At 27.4% G+C, this 16,986-nt stretch carries 13 protein-coding genes; 9 read left to right on the top strand and 4 right to left on the bottom strand.

Annotated features, from left to right (window positions below; genetic code table 11):
• Window positions 1-210 (top strand): integrase core domain-containing protein (locus Q1A46_RS20275; protein ID WP_299683389.1); only part of this gene is annotated, 210 nt, incomplete at its 5' end.
• Window positions 211-263: 53 nt separating this feature from the next.
• Here Q1A46_RS20275 and Q1A46_RS20270 read toward each other — a convergent pair.
• A complete protein-coding gene (locus Q1A46_RS20270; protein WP_299683388.1) occupies window positions 264-1,271 on the bottom strand; it encodes a 3-oxoacyl-ACP synthase III family protein in 1,008 nt (335 codons plus the stop codon).
• A 246-nt stretch (window positions 1,272-1,517) separates the two neighbouring features.
• Here Q1A46_RS20270 and Q1A46_RS20265 point away from each other — a divergent pair, with 246 nt between their 5' ends.
• From Q1A46_RS20265 to Q1A46_RS20240, 6 genes are all read left to right on the top strand, one after another.
• Window positions 1,518-2,765, top strand: coding sequence for an MFS transporter (locus Q1A46_RS20265; RefSeq protein WP_299683386.1), 1,248 nt, complete (start codon window positions 1,518-1,520; stop codon window positions 2,763-2,765).
• Between the two features lie 77 nt (window positions 2,766-2,842).
• A complete protein-coding gene (gene htpG / locus Q1A46_RS20260) occupies window positions 2,843-4,732 on the top strand; it encodes a molecular chaperone HtpG (RefSeq protein WP_299683384.1) in 1,890 nt (629 codons plus the stop codon).
• Window positions 4,733-4,894: 162 nt separating this feature from the next.
• Entirely contained in the window at window positions 4,895-8,404 is a 3,510-nt protein-coding gene (locus tag Q1A46_RS20255; protein WP_299683382.1) for a T9SS type A sorting domain-containing protein, read from the top strand.
• A 167-nt stretch (window positions 8,405-8,571) separates the two neighbouring features.
• The gene (locus Q1A46_RS20250; protein ID WP_299683380.1) at window positions 8,572-9,891 is read left to right on the top strand and encodes a hypothetical protein; all 1,320 of its coding nucleotides are present in this window, start codon (window positions 8,572-8,574) and stop codon (window positions 9,889-9,891) included.
• Window positions 9,892-10,223: 332 nt separating this feature from the next.
• Window positions 10,224-10,988: a LytTR family DNA-binding domain-containing protein gene (locus Q1A46_RS20245; RefSeq protein WP_299683378.1), complete on the top strand. Its 765-nt coding sequence runs from the start codon at window positions 10,224-10,226 to the stop codon at window positions 10,986-10,988.
• A gap of 233 nt (window positions 10,989-11,221) precedes the next feature.
• Window positions 11,222-12,106 carry a hypothetical protein gene (locus tag Q1A46_RS20240; RefSeq protein WP_299683376.1) on the top strand — a complete coding sequence of 295 codons (885 nt, stop codon included), beginning with the start codon at window positions 11,222-11,224 and terminating at the stop codon, window positions 12,104-12,106.
• Window positions 12,107-12,155: 49 nt separating this feature from the next.
• On the opposite strand, the gene Q1A46_RS20235 is transcribed toward Q1A46_RS20240, so the two are convergent.
• The gene (locus Q1A46_RS20235; RefSeq protein ID WP_299683374.1) at window positions 12,156-12,365 is read right to left on the bottom strand and encodes a hypothetical protein; all 210 of its coding nucleotides are present in this window, start codon (window positions 12,363-12,365) and stop codon (window positions 12,156-12,158) included.
• Between the two features lie 11 nt (window positions 12,366-12,376).
• Window positions 12,377-12,610: a hypothetical protein gene (locus Q1A46_RS20230; RefSeq protein ID WP_299683372.1), complete on the bottom strand. Its 234-nt coding sequence runs from the start codon at window positions 12,608-12,610 to the stop codon at window positions 12,377-12,379.
• 331 nt (window positions 12,611-12,941) lie between these two features.
• Here Q1A46_RS20230 and Q1A46_RS20225 point away from each other — a divergent pair, with 331 nt between their 5' ends.
• Window positions 12,942-14,588, top strand: a complete 1,647-nt coding sequence (locus Q1A46_RS20225) for an AraC family transcriptional regulator (protein WP_299683370.1) — start codon at window positions 12,942-12,944, stop codon at window positions 14,586-14,588.
• A 4-nt stretch (window positions 14,589-14,592) separates the two neighbouring features.
• Here the strand turns inward: Q1A46_RS20225 and Q1A46_RS20220 are convergent, their stop codons facing one another.
• The gene (locus Q1A46_RS20220; protein WP_299683368.1) at window positions 14,593-15,516 is read right to left on the bottom strand and encodes a glycerophosphodiester phosphodiesterase family protein; all 924 of its coding nucleotides are present in this window, start codon (window positions 15,514-15,516) and stop codon (window positions 14,593-14,595) included.
• A gap of 183 nt (window positions 15,517-15,699) precedes the next feature.
• On the opposite strand from Q1A46_RS20220, the gene Q1A46_RS20215 reads away from it, so the two are divergent.
• The gene (locus tag Q1A46_RS20215) at window positions 15,700-16,872 is read left to right on the top strand and encodes a nuclear transport factor 2 family protein (protein ID WP_299683366.1); all 1,173 of its coding nucleotides are present in this window, start codon (window positions 15,700-15,702) and stop codon (window positions 16,870-16,872) included.
• Window positions 16,873-16,986: the final 114 nt, after the last annotated feature.

Genomic DNA, 16,986 nt, shown 5'->3' with positions numbered 1-16,986 from the left:
TGTTATCAAAATGATTTAGCAGAAAGAATCAATGGAATCTTGAAACATGAATTTTTAATTTATAAATGTAATACAGGTAAGGAATTGAAAAAACTCATTAAACAATCAATACAGGTTTATAATAATCTGAGACCGCACTTGAGTTTGAATATGAAAACTCCTAATTTTATACACAACAAAAAACCAGAGAAGCTAGCTTCTCTGGTTTAAATATATTTTTTTAAACTGTCAACCTATTTTAGGACGACACAATTTATTGTTGTTTACCAACGAATCACAACTGATCCCCAAGTAAATCCACTACCAAAGGCTGCTAAAACAACTAAATCATCTTCCTTGATTTTTCCTTCTTCCCATGCTTCAGTTAAAGCTATAATAATAGAAGCTGCTGTAGTATTACCATAACGCATAATGTTATTGTACACCTTATCGTTAGATAATTCAAACTTCTTTTGAATAAATTGAGCTATTCTTAAGTTTGCTTGGTGAGGAATTAACATATCAATATCATCTTTCTGTAAACCATTTGCTGTTAATCCTTCTATAATAGCTTCAGAAAAACGAACAACGGCATGTTTAAATACAAACTGACCATTCATATGTGGGAAATAAGAAGCATCTTCAGGATCATTTGCTTCTATAATTTCTGGAACCCAACGATTTGTTGAGGGTCCAATTAAAGCTAGTTCTTTTGCATGCTTACCTTCAGAATGCAAATGAGAAGATAAAATACCTTTTCCTTTCTCTTCTGATCTAGATAAAACTGCTGCTCCTGCTCCATCTCCAAAAATTACAGTAACTCCTCTACCTCTTGTTGATTTCTCTAAACCTCCAGAATGATTTTCAGCACCAATAACAAGAATGTTTTTATACATACCTGTTTTAATAAACTGATCTGCTACAGATAAAGAGTAAATAAATCCAGAACATTGATTACGTACATCTAATGCACCAATTGTTGGCATATCTAACATGTCTTGAATTTGTACTCCCCCACCTGGGAAATACATATCTGGACTTAAAGTTGCAAAAATGATAAAATCGATATCATCTTTAGTTAACCCAGCTCTTTCAATAGCTATTCTAGCAGCTTTTGCTCCCATAACAGCTGTAGTATCTTCAGTTTTAGGGTCTATCCAACGACGTTCTTTAATTCCTGTTCGCTCTTGAATCCATTCATCACTTGTCTCCATCCATTGGGTTAAGTCGTCATTAGTAACAACATTTTCAGGAACATAATATCCTAAACCCGTAATTTTTGAACTATACATATATAAAGTTATAATTTAGTTGTTTGCAAATTAAAAGCCCGTAAAAGTATGAATTTTATCATTTTTGTACAAAAATGATAAAAAACAAAATTAGTAAAATGCCATCATGTCAGTAGAATGATTATGAATTACACTTTATAAAAATTAAAAGCTATTGATTTACTTAATTTTTTTTACCTTTAAACTTCGCCTCAATTTTCAGATACTAACAAAACATAGTTAAAAAACTTTTATTAAACTACTTTAATGAACAACAAAAAAGCAATACAAATTATTTTTTTGATTTTAGCTGCTGAAATTATTTATGCATTGCCTTTTGTTCTGTTACGTATTTTTAGACCTACGTTTTTAAATGCTTTTGAAATTACTAATAAAGATATTGGTATTTGTTACACACTCTATGGTGTTACTGCTATGATTTCTTATTTTTTCGGAGGACTTTTATCTGATAAGTTTCAATTGAAATACTTAATGAGTATTGCTTTATTTTTAACAAGCTTAGGTGGTTTTACTTGGGTATATTACCCTTCTTTATCTACTTTATATTTGTTGTACATTTATTGGGGATTCACCACTATTTTCTTGTTTTGGTCGCCATTAGTAAAAGCAACTCGTTTATGGGGAGGGAAAAGCGATCAAGTTCTTGGATTTGGATTATTAGAAGGAGGAAGAGGTATTGTAGCTGCTTTAATCGGTACCATAGGAGTAGTAATATTATCTTCAATAACTGAAGAAAGTTATTCTAAACTTTTTTTGCAAGATGCAATGAATAAAGTTTACCTAATTACCTCATCTCTAGTTATGTTAGTTGCTTTTTTAATGTTATTACTGCCAAGTTTTGGTGAACATGCTAAAATTAAGACCAATAACAAACATCAATATAATATTGAAAAAGCTTTACGATATCCTGTTATATGGATATTAATGATAATAGTATTAACTTCATATATCGGTTTTAGAATTGCAGATATTTTTACTCAGTATGCGAGTGATGTATATGGCTATAATTCTAGAGAATCAGCTGAGTTAGGTACCTTTATTTCTTATATACGACCTGTCATTTGTGTGCTGGTTATTTTCTTTGCTAAAAATGCTAATCCTTCTAAATGGTTAATTATTGGGTTTTCAATTATGGCTTTAGGTAGTTTGTTTTTTGTTCTAAACATTAACATTCCTCATTTTACACTTATGTTACCATTAGTGAGTTCCTTAATTGGAGTTTACACATTAAGAGTTTTATATTTTACAGTTTTAGAAGAAGCCAAAATTCCAATTACCATGACAGGTACAGTTGTTGGTATTTTATCTGTGGTTGGTTTCTCACCAGACGTTTTTTTAGGACCAATAGAAGGATATTATTTAGATGAAGTTGGAGGAACTTTAGCATATCAGTATTTATTTATTTTCTTCTTAGTAAGTTCTTTAATCGGTTTGTTTGCTTCTATCTTATTTAACAATTCTTTGAAGTCTAAAAATAAGTTACTGTCAACCTGACATTTTTTAAACCTTTGGTATTTTTTTTGACAAGCTTACCTTGAAAATTTAGAATAAAAAATCAAACACATATTATTATGAGTAAAGGAAGTATTAATGTATCGGTGGAAAATATTTTCCCGCTAATTAAAAAATTCTTGTATTCAGATCATGAAATTTTCTTACGTGAGTTAATTTCAAATGCTACAGATGCAACAACTAAACTAAAACATTTAATTTCTATTGGAGAAGCTAAAGTTGAATATGGTAATCCACAAATAGAAATTAAGATTGATAAAGAAAATAAAACGCTTCATATTATAGACCAAGGTTTAGGTATGACAGCGGAAGAAGTTGAAAAATACATCAATCAGATCGCTTTTTCTGGTGCTGAAGAATTTTTAGAAAAGTATAAAGATTCTAATAATGAAACTGGTGTAATTGGTCACTTCGGATTAGGTTTCTACTCTGCATTTATGGTTGCAGATAAAGTTGAAATAATTACAAAGTCTTTTAAAGAAGAAGCTGCTGCTCATTGGACTTGTGATGGTTCTCCTGAATATACTTTAGAAGTACATGATAAAACAGAAAGAGGAACTGAAATTATTCTTCATATTTCTGAAGATGAAAAAGATTTCTTAGAAGATTCTAAAATCTCTGGATTATTAACGAAATACAATCGTTTCAACCAAATTCCAATTAAATTCGGAACTAAGACTGAAACGTTACCATTACCTGAAGGTGCTGCTGAAGATGCTAAACCAGAAACAAAAGAAGTTGATAACATCATCAACAATACAAATCCGGCTTGGACAAAAAAGCCTGCTGATTTAGAAGATGAAGATTATAAAAACTTCTACAGAGAATTGTACCCAATGCAATTCGAAGAACCTTTATTCAATATTCACTTAAATGTTGATTATCCATTTAACTTAACTGGTATTTTATATTTCCCTCGTTTATCTCAAAATATGGATATTCAAAAGGATAAAATTCAGTTATACCAAAACCAAGTATTTGTAACAGATAACGTAGAAGGAATTGTTCCTGATTTCTTACAAATGCTAAAAGGAGTTATTGATTCTCCGGATATTCCATTAAACGTTTCTCGTTCATATTTACAAGCAGATGGAGCTGTAAAGAAAATTTCTGGTTACATTACTAAAAAAGTAGCTGATAAACTTTCTTCTTTATTCAAAAAAGATCGTGAAGATTTCGAACAAAAATGGAACGATATTAAGGTAATTATTGAGTATGGTATGTTATCTGAAGATAAATTCTTCGATAAAGCTAAGAAGTTTGCCTTATATCCTACTGTTAATGATACTTTCTTTACTTACGAAGAGTTAGTTGAGAAAACAAAAGATTCTCAAACTGATATAGATGGAAATCATATCATTTTATACGCAGCTAATAAAGATGCTCAGCACAGTTACATTGAAGACGCTAAAGCAAAAGGATATGAAGTTCTATTATTAGACTCTCCAATTGTTTCGCATTTAATGCAAAAATTAGAAACGTCTTCTGGCGATGCTAAATTACAATTTAAGCGTGTAGATGCAGATCATGTAGATAATTTAATAAAGAAAGATGACACTGTAATTTCTAAACTTTCTGATGAAGAAAAAGAGAAATTAAAACCAGTTATAGAAGGTGCTGTAAACAATACTAGTTATACTGTTCAGTTAGAAGCTATGGATTCTTCTGCTTCTCCTTTCTTAATTACTGTTCCTGAATTTATGCGTAGAATGAAAGAAATGAGTGCTACTGGTGGTGGCGGAATGATGGGAATGGGTAATATGCCAGAAATGTATAACCTTGTAGTAAATACAAATCATGAATTGGTATCTGATATTTTAAATGCCGATGAATCAAAACAAAAAGAATTAATTTCTCAAGCTTTTGATTTAGCTAAATTATCTCAGAACTTATTACATGGTGAAGAATTAACAAACTTTATTAAACGTTCTTATAGTTTAATTAAATAAGGTTAAAACTTTTATAAAACTATAAAAATCTCTTTGTGAATAACGAAGAGATTTTTTTATTGCTTTATACTTTTTATAAAAAGTATATCCTTTACCACAAACAAGAACTTTAATATTCAGTTAATTGATTACTTTTGCGCCTTTTAAAATTAATCCCATTCAATGAAAAAAATTTACACTTTATTGCTTTTATTGAGCATTACTTTTTCCATTAATGCACAAATTGTAAACATTCCAGATGCAAATTTTAAAAATGCTCTATTAAATTATCAAACTACTATCGATACTAATGGTGATGGAGAAATACAAGTTTCTGAGGCAGAAAATATTACAAGTCTGTCTTTTAATTCAAGTGATATTACTGATTTAACTGGAATAGAAGCATTTGTAAATATTAGAGATCTAGTTTGTAGTGGTACTGATTTAAATCGTTTAGACTTAAAAAGTAATATTAATTTGGTTCGTTTAGAAATTTCACGAAACAAAAAATTAGTAGCACTGAATATATCTGAAAATACTAAATTAAAATATTTAACCTGTTTTGCAGTTGGATTAACTGAATTAGATCTTACCAATAAACCAGAATTAATTACTTTAGACTGTAGAAATACTTTTATTAAATCATTAGATCTTTCTAAAAATAATAACCTTACAAGATTACAATGTAGAGATAATTCTTTCCTAACAAGTTTAAATATTTCTAATGGAAATAATATCAATCTGACTTCATTAGATCTTCGTTCTACTCCCTTGATTTGTGTTCAAGTTGATAATGTTGAATTTGCTGAGAATAATATTAATTGGATAAAAAAAGTTACTACTAGCTATAGTACGGACTGTAGTACTTTTCAAGCACCTGTAGTAAACATTCCAGATGCTAATTTTAAAAATGCCTTATTGAATCATAATCCTAAAATTGACCTAAACGAAGATGGTGAAATTCAATTAGCAGAAGCTGAATTTACTAAACAAATAGACGCTAGTGAAAAGGAAATAAACTCCTTAATTGGTATTGAATATTTCACTGAAATAACATCTCTGAGGTTGTTTAAAAATAATCTAACTTCTATAGATTTATCTAAAAACAATAAATTAGAGAGATTAAATTTATCAAGAAACAAACTTTCTAGTCTAGATGTTTCTAAAAATATATCCATAAGAGATTTATCTTGTGATGATAATCAAATTGAAAATTTAAATCTATCTAATTTAGTAGAGTTACAAGAGCTAAATGTTGCTAAAAATTTACTAACTAATATTAACCTAACAAATAATGTTAAATTATCTAGGTTATATATAAACCAAAATTCTATAGAAGATTTAAACTTAGTATCTAATACCGAATTAACTAGATTAAATGTTTCTTCTAATCTTTTGAAAAATATTAATCTACAAAATAACATTCTTTTAGAAAGACTAACTTTAATTTTTACTAAAATAACAGAAATTGATATAACTAAAAATACCAATTTAATCAGTATAGACTTGTCTGCTAATAAACTTAAAGACTTAAATTTAACCGCTAACAAAAAATTAGAAATTTTAACTACTAATAATATAGAGCTTAAAAGCATCGATCTTTCTCAAAATCCTAACTTAATAATTTTCAGATCAAGATTTAGTTCTTTAGAAAGTCTAAATATAGCTAATGCCAATAATACTAATATTGTAGATTTTGATACATCAGGTACTTCTACTTTAAGCTGTGTAACTGTAGACAATGTTACTTACAGTCAAACTAACTGGACAAAAATTGATGATAATACTAACTTTAGTGAAGATTGTTCTTCTGTAAACAAACTAAATATTATATCCAATAATGGTACTATTACTACCAATCCTGATTATACAAATGGTTTATTTACAAAAAATAGTTCTGTTATCTTAACAGCAATGCCAAATGCTGGATATCAATTTGATGGTTGGTCAGGTGATGCTACTGAAAATACAAATCCATTAACTATTACAATGGATACTGACAAAACTATAACAGCTCTTTTCAGTAAAATTCAACATACCTTAACTACAAATGCGACAAATGGAACTATTACTAGAAATCCTGTAACTCCAACTTCTGGAACTTATGATTTTGGAACTGATGTAGAATTAACAGCAACACCAAATGCTGGATATCAATTTGATGGTTGGTCGGGTGATGCTTCAGGAAATATAAATCCATTAACAATTACAATGGATGCGGATAAAACTATAACAGCTATTTTCAGTAAAATTCAACATACGTTAACTACAACAAATGCAACAAATGGAACTATTACTAGAAATCCTGTAACTGCAACTTCTGGAACTTATGATTTTGGAACTGATGTAGAATTAACAGCAACACCAAATGCTGGATATCAATTTGATGGTTGGTCGGGTGATGCTTCAGGAAATATAAATCCATTAACAATTACAATGGATGCGGATAAAACTATAACAGCTATTTTCAGTAAAATTCAGCATATGTTAACTACGAATGCAACAAATGGAACTATTACTAGAAATCCTGTAACTCCAACTTCTAGAACTTACGATTTTGGAACTGATGTAGAATTAACAGCAACACCAAATGCTGGATATCAATTTGATGGTTGGTCAGGTGATGCTTCAGGAAACACAAATCCATTAACTATTACAATGGATGCGGATAAAACTGTAACAGCTCTTTTCAGTAAGAAATTTAATTTAGACATTGAAGTCTTTGCTACTGGTTTTACTTCATTAGAAGGAATTGGAATTAACTCTAATAATGAAGTATTTGTTTCGGAATATAATTCAGGGAAAATTTTTAAAATTGACACTAATGGAAATAGTACAGAATTCGCATCATCTGATTTTAGACTTAATGATATTTCCTTTAACAAAAACAATCAGTTATTCGTTTCCCAAGGTTTTATAGATGATATTTTAATATCTGATACAGCAGGTAATCTTTCTGAATATGTAGATGCTTTTAATAAAAAACCTAATGGAGTAACTTTTTATGATAATGCTTTATACTACACTTCTGATTTGGGAGATGTTTATAAAGTTGATAGTAATAAAAATGTAACAATTTTTACTAACGGCTTCTTTGCTGTTGCAGGTATCGATTTTGATTCTAATGGAAATGCATATATTGCTGACAGAAGTGATAAAAAACTTTTTAAAGTAACTCAAAGCGGAAATAAAACAGAAATTACAAGAGGCAGTAAAATTATTTATGGTGTAGCTGTTGTTAATGATATTGTATATTTCACTTCAGGAAATAAAATAATTAAATACAATCCTTCAGATAATACTTCTGAAGATTATGTTACTACTGATTTAAATGAACCAAGGCACTTAGAAGTAGATCTTCTTGGAAATATGTATATCGTAAATAGAGGTGATGGAACGATAGTTAAAGTTTTCGATGAAAATTTAAAATCTACTACAGCTAGTATTAATGATGAAGAGTTTAACAATCAAATAGTACTGTATCCAAATCCTGTTACAGATCACCTAACGATTAGAACTAAAGATTTTTCAGAAATACAAAAAGTTACTATAGTTAACTCAATAGGTAAAGAAATTATAACTAAGAAAAAAACTAATGATATAGATGTTACGACATTGGCTAAAGGTCTTTATTTAATAAAGATAAAAGCAACTAACAATAGAGTAGCAATTAAAAAGTTCATAAAAGAATAAAGATCATTTTTTTATCTTTTATCCCTTTCTTTATAATAGTAAAGAAAGGGATTTTTAATTTCTAAACTTTTATTATCTCAAAAACTCAACACTTCATTATAAAGAATAATCATAATAAAGTTTTTTTGTAACATTGCGACCTAAACCAATACTAATCTATAAAAACTATGAAAAGTAATTACACTAGTATCAAGTTTAAACAATGGTTAGATAAACTCCAACAAGAAAGTTGGCAATTGGAATTATTAATTTCTGGTTTTGCTGTATTAGGTTTATTCAATGCTTATTTTCCACTTAGGAAAAGATTTAGAGAAGCTGGTGCAGTAGATAGTCCTTATGAATTTTTCTACTTCGTATTATTAATATTCAGTTCTATACTTATTTTAAACCTTATTATTCATGTAATCTTAAGAGGTATTTGGATTGGAGCTATTGGTTTACGATATATTTCTGGAGAAATAGATTACGACAAACTAAACTACAGTAAAAAATTCACTAAATATTTAGAAAAAAAAGTAGGTCCGTACGACAAATATGTTTCTAACTTAGAAGATTTATGCAGTATAATTTTTGCTTTAACATTTATCGTACTATTCTATTTTTTAGCCTTCTTCATATGTATAATTATCCCTGGAATAGTTATTGGTTTTTTATTTAGTCCGACTAGTGAACCAACATATACCCAAGAAGTAATTGGTGGTAGTATAATATTTACAATAATAACAGGTGGACTTATTGTTTTCATTGATTTTATAACTCAAGGTGGTTTAAAAAAGAAAAAGTGGACTTCAACTTTATATTTTCCAATTTATAGATTCTTTAGTATTATAACTTTATCTTTTTTATATAGACATTTAGTTTATAATTTTTTAGATAATAAATTCGGAAAACGTATCTTATTTTTCTTAATTCCAGTTTATTTACTAATAATTACTGTAAGTACTATTGAAAATACTCAATCTAATTTTTTTGATAACTACACTCGATCTAATACAAATTACGCATACAAAAACAACTATCTTAATTTACTGGAAGACGATGATTTTGTAAGAGATGTTGCTATACAATCTAGAATTGTAAATGATACTTACTTAAAAGTATTTATTGTATACAATAGTAGAATTGAAAATATTATTCTAAAAAAGAATAAAACTTTAGTTCCTGAAAAAGATTCTCGAGGAATGAAAAGTAAGATAATAACTATTCGAAGAGCAAAAAGAAAGGAAGATTTAAATTCTTTACAAACAGAATATTTAAATACTTTCAAAAAAGTATATAATCTGATGATTGATGACACAAAAATTGAAACTGATTTTATTGCTACTAAAGTGAACGATTTATTAGGTTTTGAAACCATTCTTCCTTTAAAAAATATACCAGAAGGAAAACACAATTTGAGGGTTACAAGAATTAACTTTTCTAAAAAAGATGAATCTGAGGTTACTGAAAATATAATTGAGATTCCTTTTTGGTATTATAAAAACTAAATAATGAAATTATAGTTTCTTATTCTGTTTATGTTAAATAACTAAATTTATCAATTCTTCTTGTAACTCAAAATTTCATTCACTCAATAAAAAGTATAGTTTATTGCATAAAAAAGACAGTTCACTCAATTTAACTTATTATTATACTAATCTTTCGTTAAATTCGTTTTAATATAACTAAAAAACATTTGCTAACTGAAGTAGAACAATCTGTATAAAAATTACCAAAAAAATTGCCTATTCTTTATTTGAAATGAAAATCTATGTATGCGCTTTTACGAGCCATGGTTCTTATTATTTAGATAATTCTTCTTGTTAATTATTAAATGCCTATGGATATTTCAGCTATTATTATTGATAGTAAAAATTCAGATAGAGTTAAAATTCAGACTTTAATAAACAATCATTCATCAATAGATATTGTTGGAAGTTTTGCTAATGGAACTGAAGCTATTAAAGAAATTAATCTATTAGAACCTGATATTGTTTTTCTTGAAACTACTTTACAAGATATTTCTGGTTTTGATGTTATTGATCACACTTTACTGTCAAAAAAACCTATTTTTATTTTTATTACTAAACATGATGAATTTGCATATAAAGCTTTCGATTATTTAGCTTTCGATTATATCTTAAAACCTTATAAAGATGATCGATTTTTAAGATGTTTATATAAAGTTTTAGATTACAAGAGAAGAGAAAAACTTTTAAGTGTAAACATGAAAAATATTATGTCTGTTATTGAAAAGAAAAAAAGTATTACTAACGGTAAAATATCTGTAAAATCGGGGAATAAAATCTTTTTAATTACTATTAATTCTATTAAATATATAATAGCATCTGGTTATTACATAGAAATATATACAGACGATAAGAAAAAATATCTTCTTCGCGAATCTTTATCAAGTATTATCAGACGATTAAACTCTAGCGCTTTTGTGAGAATTCACAGATCTACCATAATTAATTCTAATTATATTGAAGAAATCATCTCTTCAAATTACGGAGAAATGGATGTAAAAATGACAGATAGTAAAGCAGTTTTTAGAGTAAGCAAAAGCTATAAAAAAGTATTTCAAGGGGCAATGAATATATAATTTATATAAAGTAGAAAACAAACTTATATTCATTAACTTACATCAAGTTTTTATGATGTATATCAGTTTTTTTAAACTAAAACTCATAAATACATTATCTCACCAAGAATAGAATAAAACTTTAGCAATCAAAAACATATTTTTAAAAGCTAAAAAATAAAGTTCAGCAATGTCTAAATATTGTATTAACAAAATCAAATCATATTTGTAATGTTAATGCAATATCTTTATTTATGAAAACTATTATTAAATTAATTTCTTTTTTCCTTTTGTTGAACATGTTTATGAGTTGTAATGAAAATGAAGTTGAAGAACTCATCAATGAAAACGAAGAAATTCAAAAGAAATCTGTAAAAGAAGATTTAACCCAAAAATACATATCTGAAACTGATAACTTAAAAGAACAACCAAAACTGCGTATATCAAGATTACGTAAGATGAGAATAAACCAAAGATTAGATATGAGTTATCAAATCATTACCAATATTCATACTAATGAAATGAATTCTAACATTGCTACTATAGCGATGAAAATTAGTCGTGATGAAGACAAAAGCTCTACCGTAATCATCGAATTATATCCTAAAAAACAACATAAAAGAGGTATAATTAAAAAATTTGAAAGTAAAGTTTTTAGTTTACCTGCAGAGTTTCTTGGTAAAAAATTAACATTGACCTCGATCGATAAAAACAAAGAAGGAAAACAAATTGGAAGCACTTACATTGAAACTATTACTGTTTCTGGAACTCCAATTAATGAATTAATCTCTATCTCAAAACCTGAATTAAGAATTAATAAAGATGGAGAAACTTTTACAATGAAAGTAGCTTTAAAAGGAAACCCAAAATATCCTTACTTAAAGTTAGAAATGAAAGATGTTATTATATCATCTAAAGTTACTCCTAACGACGGAGGTTCTGAAACTGTTGAAGATTTAATTATGTTAACTTATCAAGGACAAGATAAAGACGGTTTGTTCATTTTTGAAAGTAGTACTGTAAACTTTACAGAAAGTGATAACGTAATTGATATGGAATTTCTTGCTACTGTTAATGTTACAGATGCTGGTGGAGAAGAACTTGACTATGCAGAGTTTAGAATTACTGGTTTAGAATAATTTAATTATTAGAATACAAAAAGAGAAGCTTAAAGCTTCTCTTTTAAGTTTAATGTAAACAAGTTAAACCTTGTAAATGTTCTTCTAGAAATGCATTAACACAAACACCAGAACAACATAAAGAGACATCATAATCTTGATTAGTACAATCTCCATGTTGCTTACATTCGTGACCATAGAAATGGCGTAAACCTCCTTTTATCTCTTTCTGAGATTCCTTACTTATTAATTTTCCTAAAGTTAATATTGATTTTTTCATTTTTATTTGTTTTAAAAATATGTTGTTTCTATAATTGGCTCTCCTCCATCATTTTGACATTGTTTCACATAAGCATCTACTTTATTTTGAAAAGTAGAAGCTCCTACAAAATACTTTTGTCCATCATGACATTTACACCATACCCATTTAGCTACGCCTGATCCTATTTCTAATTTCCCTCCTTTTATTTGTTGTTGACTTTCTTTGCTTAATGCTTTTCCTAAGTTTAATATTGATTTTTTCATTTTTATAATCTTTAGTTTAAAATGAGAACCTCACTTATTTTAAAGACACGAGGTTATTAATGTCTTTTTTCGCGAAAAATAATGTTGGGAATGTCTTGCAATAATTTCCTTTTCGATTCAAAGAAAAATCAACTATTTAAGGTTTACAAAAAGTACATGCATAGTTTTATAAATTTAGGCAAGTTAAATCTCTTAATCTCAGTAAATACAATAGTTCTATCGCCATATTTAGTGAAACCTATATTTATAAATTTAGGTGAATCTTTATTTTTTCAGGTTTTTATATTTTAAAATTTGAGTATTTTACGCCTAATTAACCTTAAAAATTTCTATGAAAAACTTCGTTCTAACGATTGTATTAGTTCTTACATATAATTTAGGATTTGCTCAAACTTCTTCTGTATCATTCGAATCACTAACAGGAAAATCTTTACATGAATTAATTCATACTTATAAACTAAGAATTCTTGCTGGAGACAATTTTTATGTTCAAAATGAATTACAAGAACTTTGGAAAAAAATTGATAAAACAAACAATCAATCTTTAAAAAATGACTTTCATTTTTTAAAAACGATTATTGTTATGAAAAGTTTGAGTTTTGAGGATAATTTAAAAAATGTAAACGCATATAAAAGCTACATAACGTCTACAAACTATATAATTAATTATCCGTACTTAGCCAAGTTAGAACTACTTGAAGCTTTTTGTCATTTTTATAAAGGTAACTGGAAAAAGGCTTTAACAAAATTTGAAATTAGTAGTATTCTAGCAAAAGAGGAAAACGATTTAATTATCGAAGCTAAAGCTCAACTTTATGCAGATTATGTTTTATGTTATACACTTTATGAATCTTTGGGACTCAAAAGAATTAAAGAGTTATATGATCGACTTTGTACTACAAATATTCCTTATACAATTGAGAAAGACATTAACTTAATACAAATAGAAATTACAGAACTAATTTTTAGATTTTATAAACACAATAAAGAATTTGAATTAGACACTTTAACTAAATATCAAACATTACATAAAAAACATATAAAAAAAAGTAAAAATAAACTAGCTTATGTAAAAATGTACTTGATGGAAGCTTACATCGCTGGAAGAAATAAAAAGTTTGAAAAATCGAAAATATATCTAGATAGTGCAAGACAACAACCTTTAGATTTTTATAACAAAGGTATAGAAGCAGATATACTCTATCTATTGGGTGACTATAATGGTTCTATAAAAATTTTAGAAAGTTTCAGTTATTTTAAAACTAATCAAAAAGTTAATCCTTGGACCAAATCTGAATTAAATCTATTAGCTAATGCTTATGGTGAAGTTGGAAATTATAAAACTTCTAACAAATATTATAAAGATCATATAGAAGCTTCTAATCAATTAAATACTATAACAGATTCTATCTCGAGCCATATTACTAAACGTGAAAATGAAAAATTTCAAATTGAATTTGAAAAACAAAATGAAACAAAAACAAGTTATAGAAATACAACTAAAATTATTTATCAAATAATCTTCTCTCTGCTTTGTCTTATTACTACCATCTCTTTCCTTTTCAAAAGGAAAAAAAATAACGTATTACATAAAAAAGTAACCAATCATAAAAAAAGTTCTATACTAAAAAAAGAAACTATGATTGAGATTATTGGAAATTTAGAACTTCTAGAAAAAGAAAACTTTTATTTGAGTTTAAACTGCAATGCTTACAATACTGCTAAAAAAATAAACACAAACACAACTTATTTATCTAAAGCAATAAACGCTCATCATAAAAAAAGTTTTAATGACTATATCAATACTTTAAGAATTGAATATATTCTTGAAAAACTTTCTCAAGATAAGCGTTATAAATCATATAGTATAGAAAGCTTAACTAAAGAATTAGGTTACAAAAGTTCTGATTCTTTTAGAAAAGCTTTTAAAAAACATACTGGAAGTTTACCTTCGGAGTATTTAAAAACTTTAAACTAATATTTTATTTTTTCGAACTTGTTTTTAAAACTTTTGCTACTTCTAAAGGACGATCTGTTGCTATAATATTAGCTCCGTTTTTTATATATGTTAAATATACTTCATCGTTACCTTTAGCTATAGCACTTTTATCTAAATTCCCTAATGTTCCTAAAATTGTTTTAATTCCTTTTTCTCTTAAACTATTGTAATGAGAAAGATCTGGCTGTCTTGTTCCTACAAAACCTAATAGTTTATCTGCTGGTAAATTTGCTTTTTCTATTTGTTCTAAAGCTCCTTCATCTCTTGCTGAAACAGAAATCATTACTTCTTTGTTTAAATCATGAACTAATTTTGCATCTTGAATTCTATAAGTAATAATAGCCGCATAATCAGTCGCATTATGTTTTTCAACCATTTCTAAAACTTTAGCAAAAGGAACACCTCTTTTAATATCTAGTGTAAATAATACTTTACCTTTACCCCACTCTAAAACTTTATCTAATGTTGGTATTTTAAATTCAGTTTTTTTACCTCCATTATCTACTAATTTTAATTCTTGTAAATCTTTAAAATAAGCTTCTTTAATAGGTCCTTTACCAGTAGTAGTTCTATCTAAATTTCTATCATGCATTAATACAAGTACACTATCTTTACTCATTGCCACATCGCACTCAATTACAGTAGATGTATGATGAACTATATTGGCAAAAGTTTCAATAGAATTCTCAGGAAAACCAGGATATGGTCCTCCTCTATGCGCACTAATTAAAGGAACAGGATTTTTTTTCCACTCTTTAAAAGAAGTAACTAATTCATCCTTTTTATTCGTTGAATTAATTTGACTTTGAGCTATTTCTTTTTCTACTTTTTTTACTTCATTAGTACGACAAGTAATGAATAAAGAAAATGCTAATAATGATGCGAATCCTATTTTAAAAAACCTCATATCTTCAATAAATTTGGGCGACGAAATTACTATTAAAAATTATATCTACAGTATTTGTAATATTATATTAATATAAATTAACATGAAATTATAAATCCAAACTGAAGTTATTTTATTTCAATTGTAGCCCTAATTTCGGTATTGACATGAGTTTTATTACCTTTAACTCTTTAAATCACTTTCATGAAAAAGTTAATCTTATTCTTTCTTCCATTTTTTTCATTTGCTCAAGCTAATACAGAAGTGCATTTATTTGATATTCAAAAGCAAGGGAAAGATTGGGTAGTTTCTAACGGTAAAAACATTTCTAATAACAAAGATTACGATAATCAACCTCATTTTTATGATGAGAATACAATCTTATTTTCTTCTACAAGAAATAAACAAACGGATATTGCCAAGTACAATATTAGAACTGGAAAAATTACTTTTATAAATAATACACCAAAAGGAGGTGAATATTCGCCTCAACGTATTCCTAATTCAAAAAATGTATCTGCTGTAAGGTTAGATAAAGATGGAAAACAACGTTTTTATGAATATGATTTTAATACAGGTAAAGACAAAGAACTTATTAAGAATTTAGTTGTTGCTTACCCAGTTTGGTTTGATGAAAACACTTTAGTTTCTTCTGCAATTGTTAACGATTCTTTAGAATTAAATGTAACAGACATAAAAACTCAAAAGAATACAGCAATTATTAAAAATGTAGGGAGATCATTCCATAAAATACCTAATTCAGATTTAGTCAGTTTTACAAAAAAAAGTGATCAAGTATGGCAAGTTTGGTCGTTAAATCCTAAAACTTTAGAGAAAAAATCTATTACAAATATTATGGAAAATCAGGATATGTGCTGGCTTCCTGATGGAACTTTATTAATTCCTAATAAAAATGTAATTTTTAAATATCATCCTAAGAAAGATCAAGGCTGGTCTTTATTCCATAGGTTTACAAATGAAGAAATTAATAATATCTCTAGAATTACAGTTAACAAAGACGGAACTCGACTAGCTATTGTTGCTGAAGAATCTCCAAGACATGTTGTACAAAAGCAATTAGAAGCTTATAATAATAGAGATTTAAAAAAGTTTTTAGCAACTTTTAGCGAAGATGTAAAAGTTTACACTTATTTAGATAAGTTGAATTATCAAGGAAAAGAGAAAATGAAACTAGTGTATGGTCCAATGTTTAATAGTGTAAAAGATTTAAACTGTAAAATTTTGAATCGTATTATAAAAGGAAATAAAGTTATCGATGAAGAACGCGTTACCATTAATGGTAAAAGTTTTAAAACTGTAGCTATTTATGAAGTTAACAACGGAAAAATAACGACTGTTCGATTTTTAAGACAATAAAAAAAGCCTCCAAAAATATGGAGGCTTTTTAATTTAAAGTGTCCCGTCCTGAAATAAGTTTACACAATTTAGACTTATTTTATGAATAACAATGAATCCAAGAAAAAGCGAACT

The organism is uncultured Tenacibaculum sp. (genome assembly GCF_947502995.1).
GTDB lineage: Bacteria > Bacteroidota > Bacteroidia > Flavobacteriales > Flavobacteriaceae > Polaribacter.
This window is presented reverse-complemented; position numbering and strand designations above follow the sequence as displayed.

Coding starts and splice junctions, on each gene's coding strand:
- Q1A46_RS20270 (WP_299683388.1), bottom strand. CDS start 1,271: ATGTATAGTTCAAAAATTACGGGTTTAGGATATTATGTTCCTGAAAAT.
- Q1A46_RS20265 (WP_299683386.1), top strand. CDS start 1,518: ATGAACAACAAAAAAGCAATACAAATTATTTTTTTGATTTTAGCTGCT.
- htpG (WP_299683384.1), top strand. CDS start 2,843: ATGAGTAAAGGAAGTATTAATGTATCGGTGGAAAATATTTTCCCGCTA.
- Q1A46_RS20255 (WP_299683382.1), top strand. CDS start 4,895: ATGAAAAAAATTTACACTTTATTGCTTTTATTGAGCATTACTTTTTCC.
- Q1A46_RS20250 (WP_299683380.1), top strand. CDS start 8,572: ATGAAAAGTAATTACACTAGTATCAAGTTTAAACAATGGTTAGATAAA.
- Q1A46_RS20245 (WP_299683378.1), top strand. CDS start 10,224: ATGGATATTTCAGCTATTATTATTGATAGTAAAAATTCAGATAGAGTT.
- Q1A46_RS20240 (WP_299683376.1), top strand. CDS start 11,222: ATGAAAACTATTATTAAATTAATTTCTTTTTTCCTTTTGTTGAACATG.
- Q1A46_RS20235 (WP_299683374.1), bottom strand. CDS start 12,365: ATGAAAAAATCAATATTAACTTTAGGAAAATTAATAAGTAAGGAATCT.
- Q1A46_RS20230 (WP_299683372.1), bottom strand. CDS start 12,610: ATGAAAAAATCAATATTAAACTTAGGAAAAGCATTAAGCAAAGAAAGT.
- Q1A46_RS20225 (WP_299683370.1), top strand. CDS start 12,942: ATGAAAAACTTCGTTCTAACGATTGTATTAGTTCTTACATATAATTTA.
- Q1A46_RS20220 (WP_299683368.1), bottom strand. CDS start 15,516: ATGAGGTTTTTTAAAATAGGATTCGCATCATTATTAGCATTTTCTTTA.
- Q1A46_RS20215 (WP_299683366.1), top strand. CDS start 15,700: ATGAAAAAGTTAATCTTATTCTTTCTTCCATTTTTTTCATTTGCTCAA.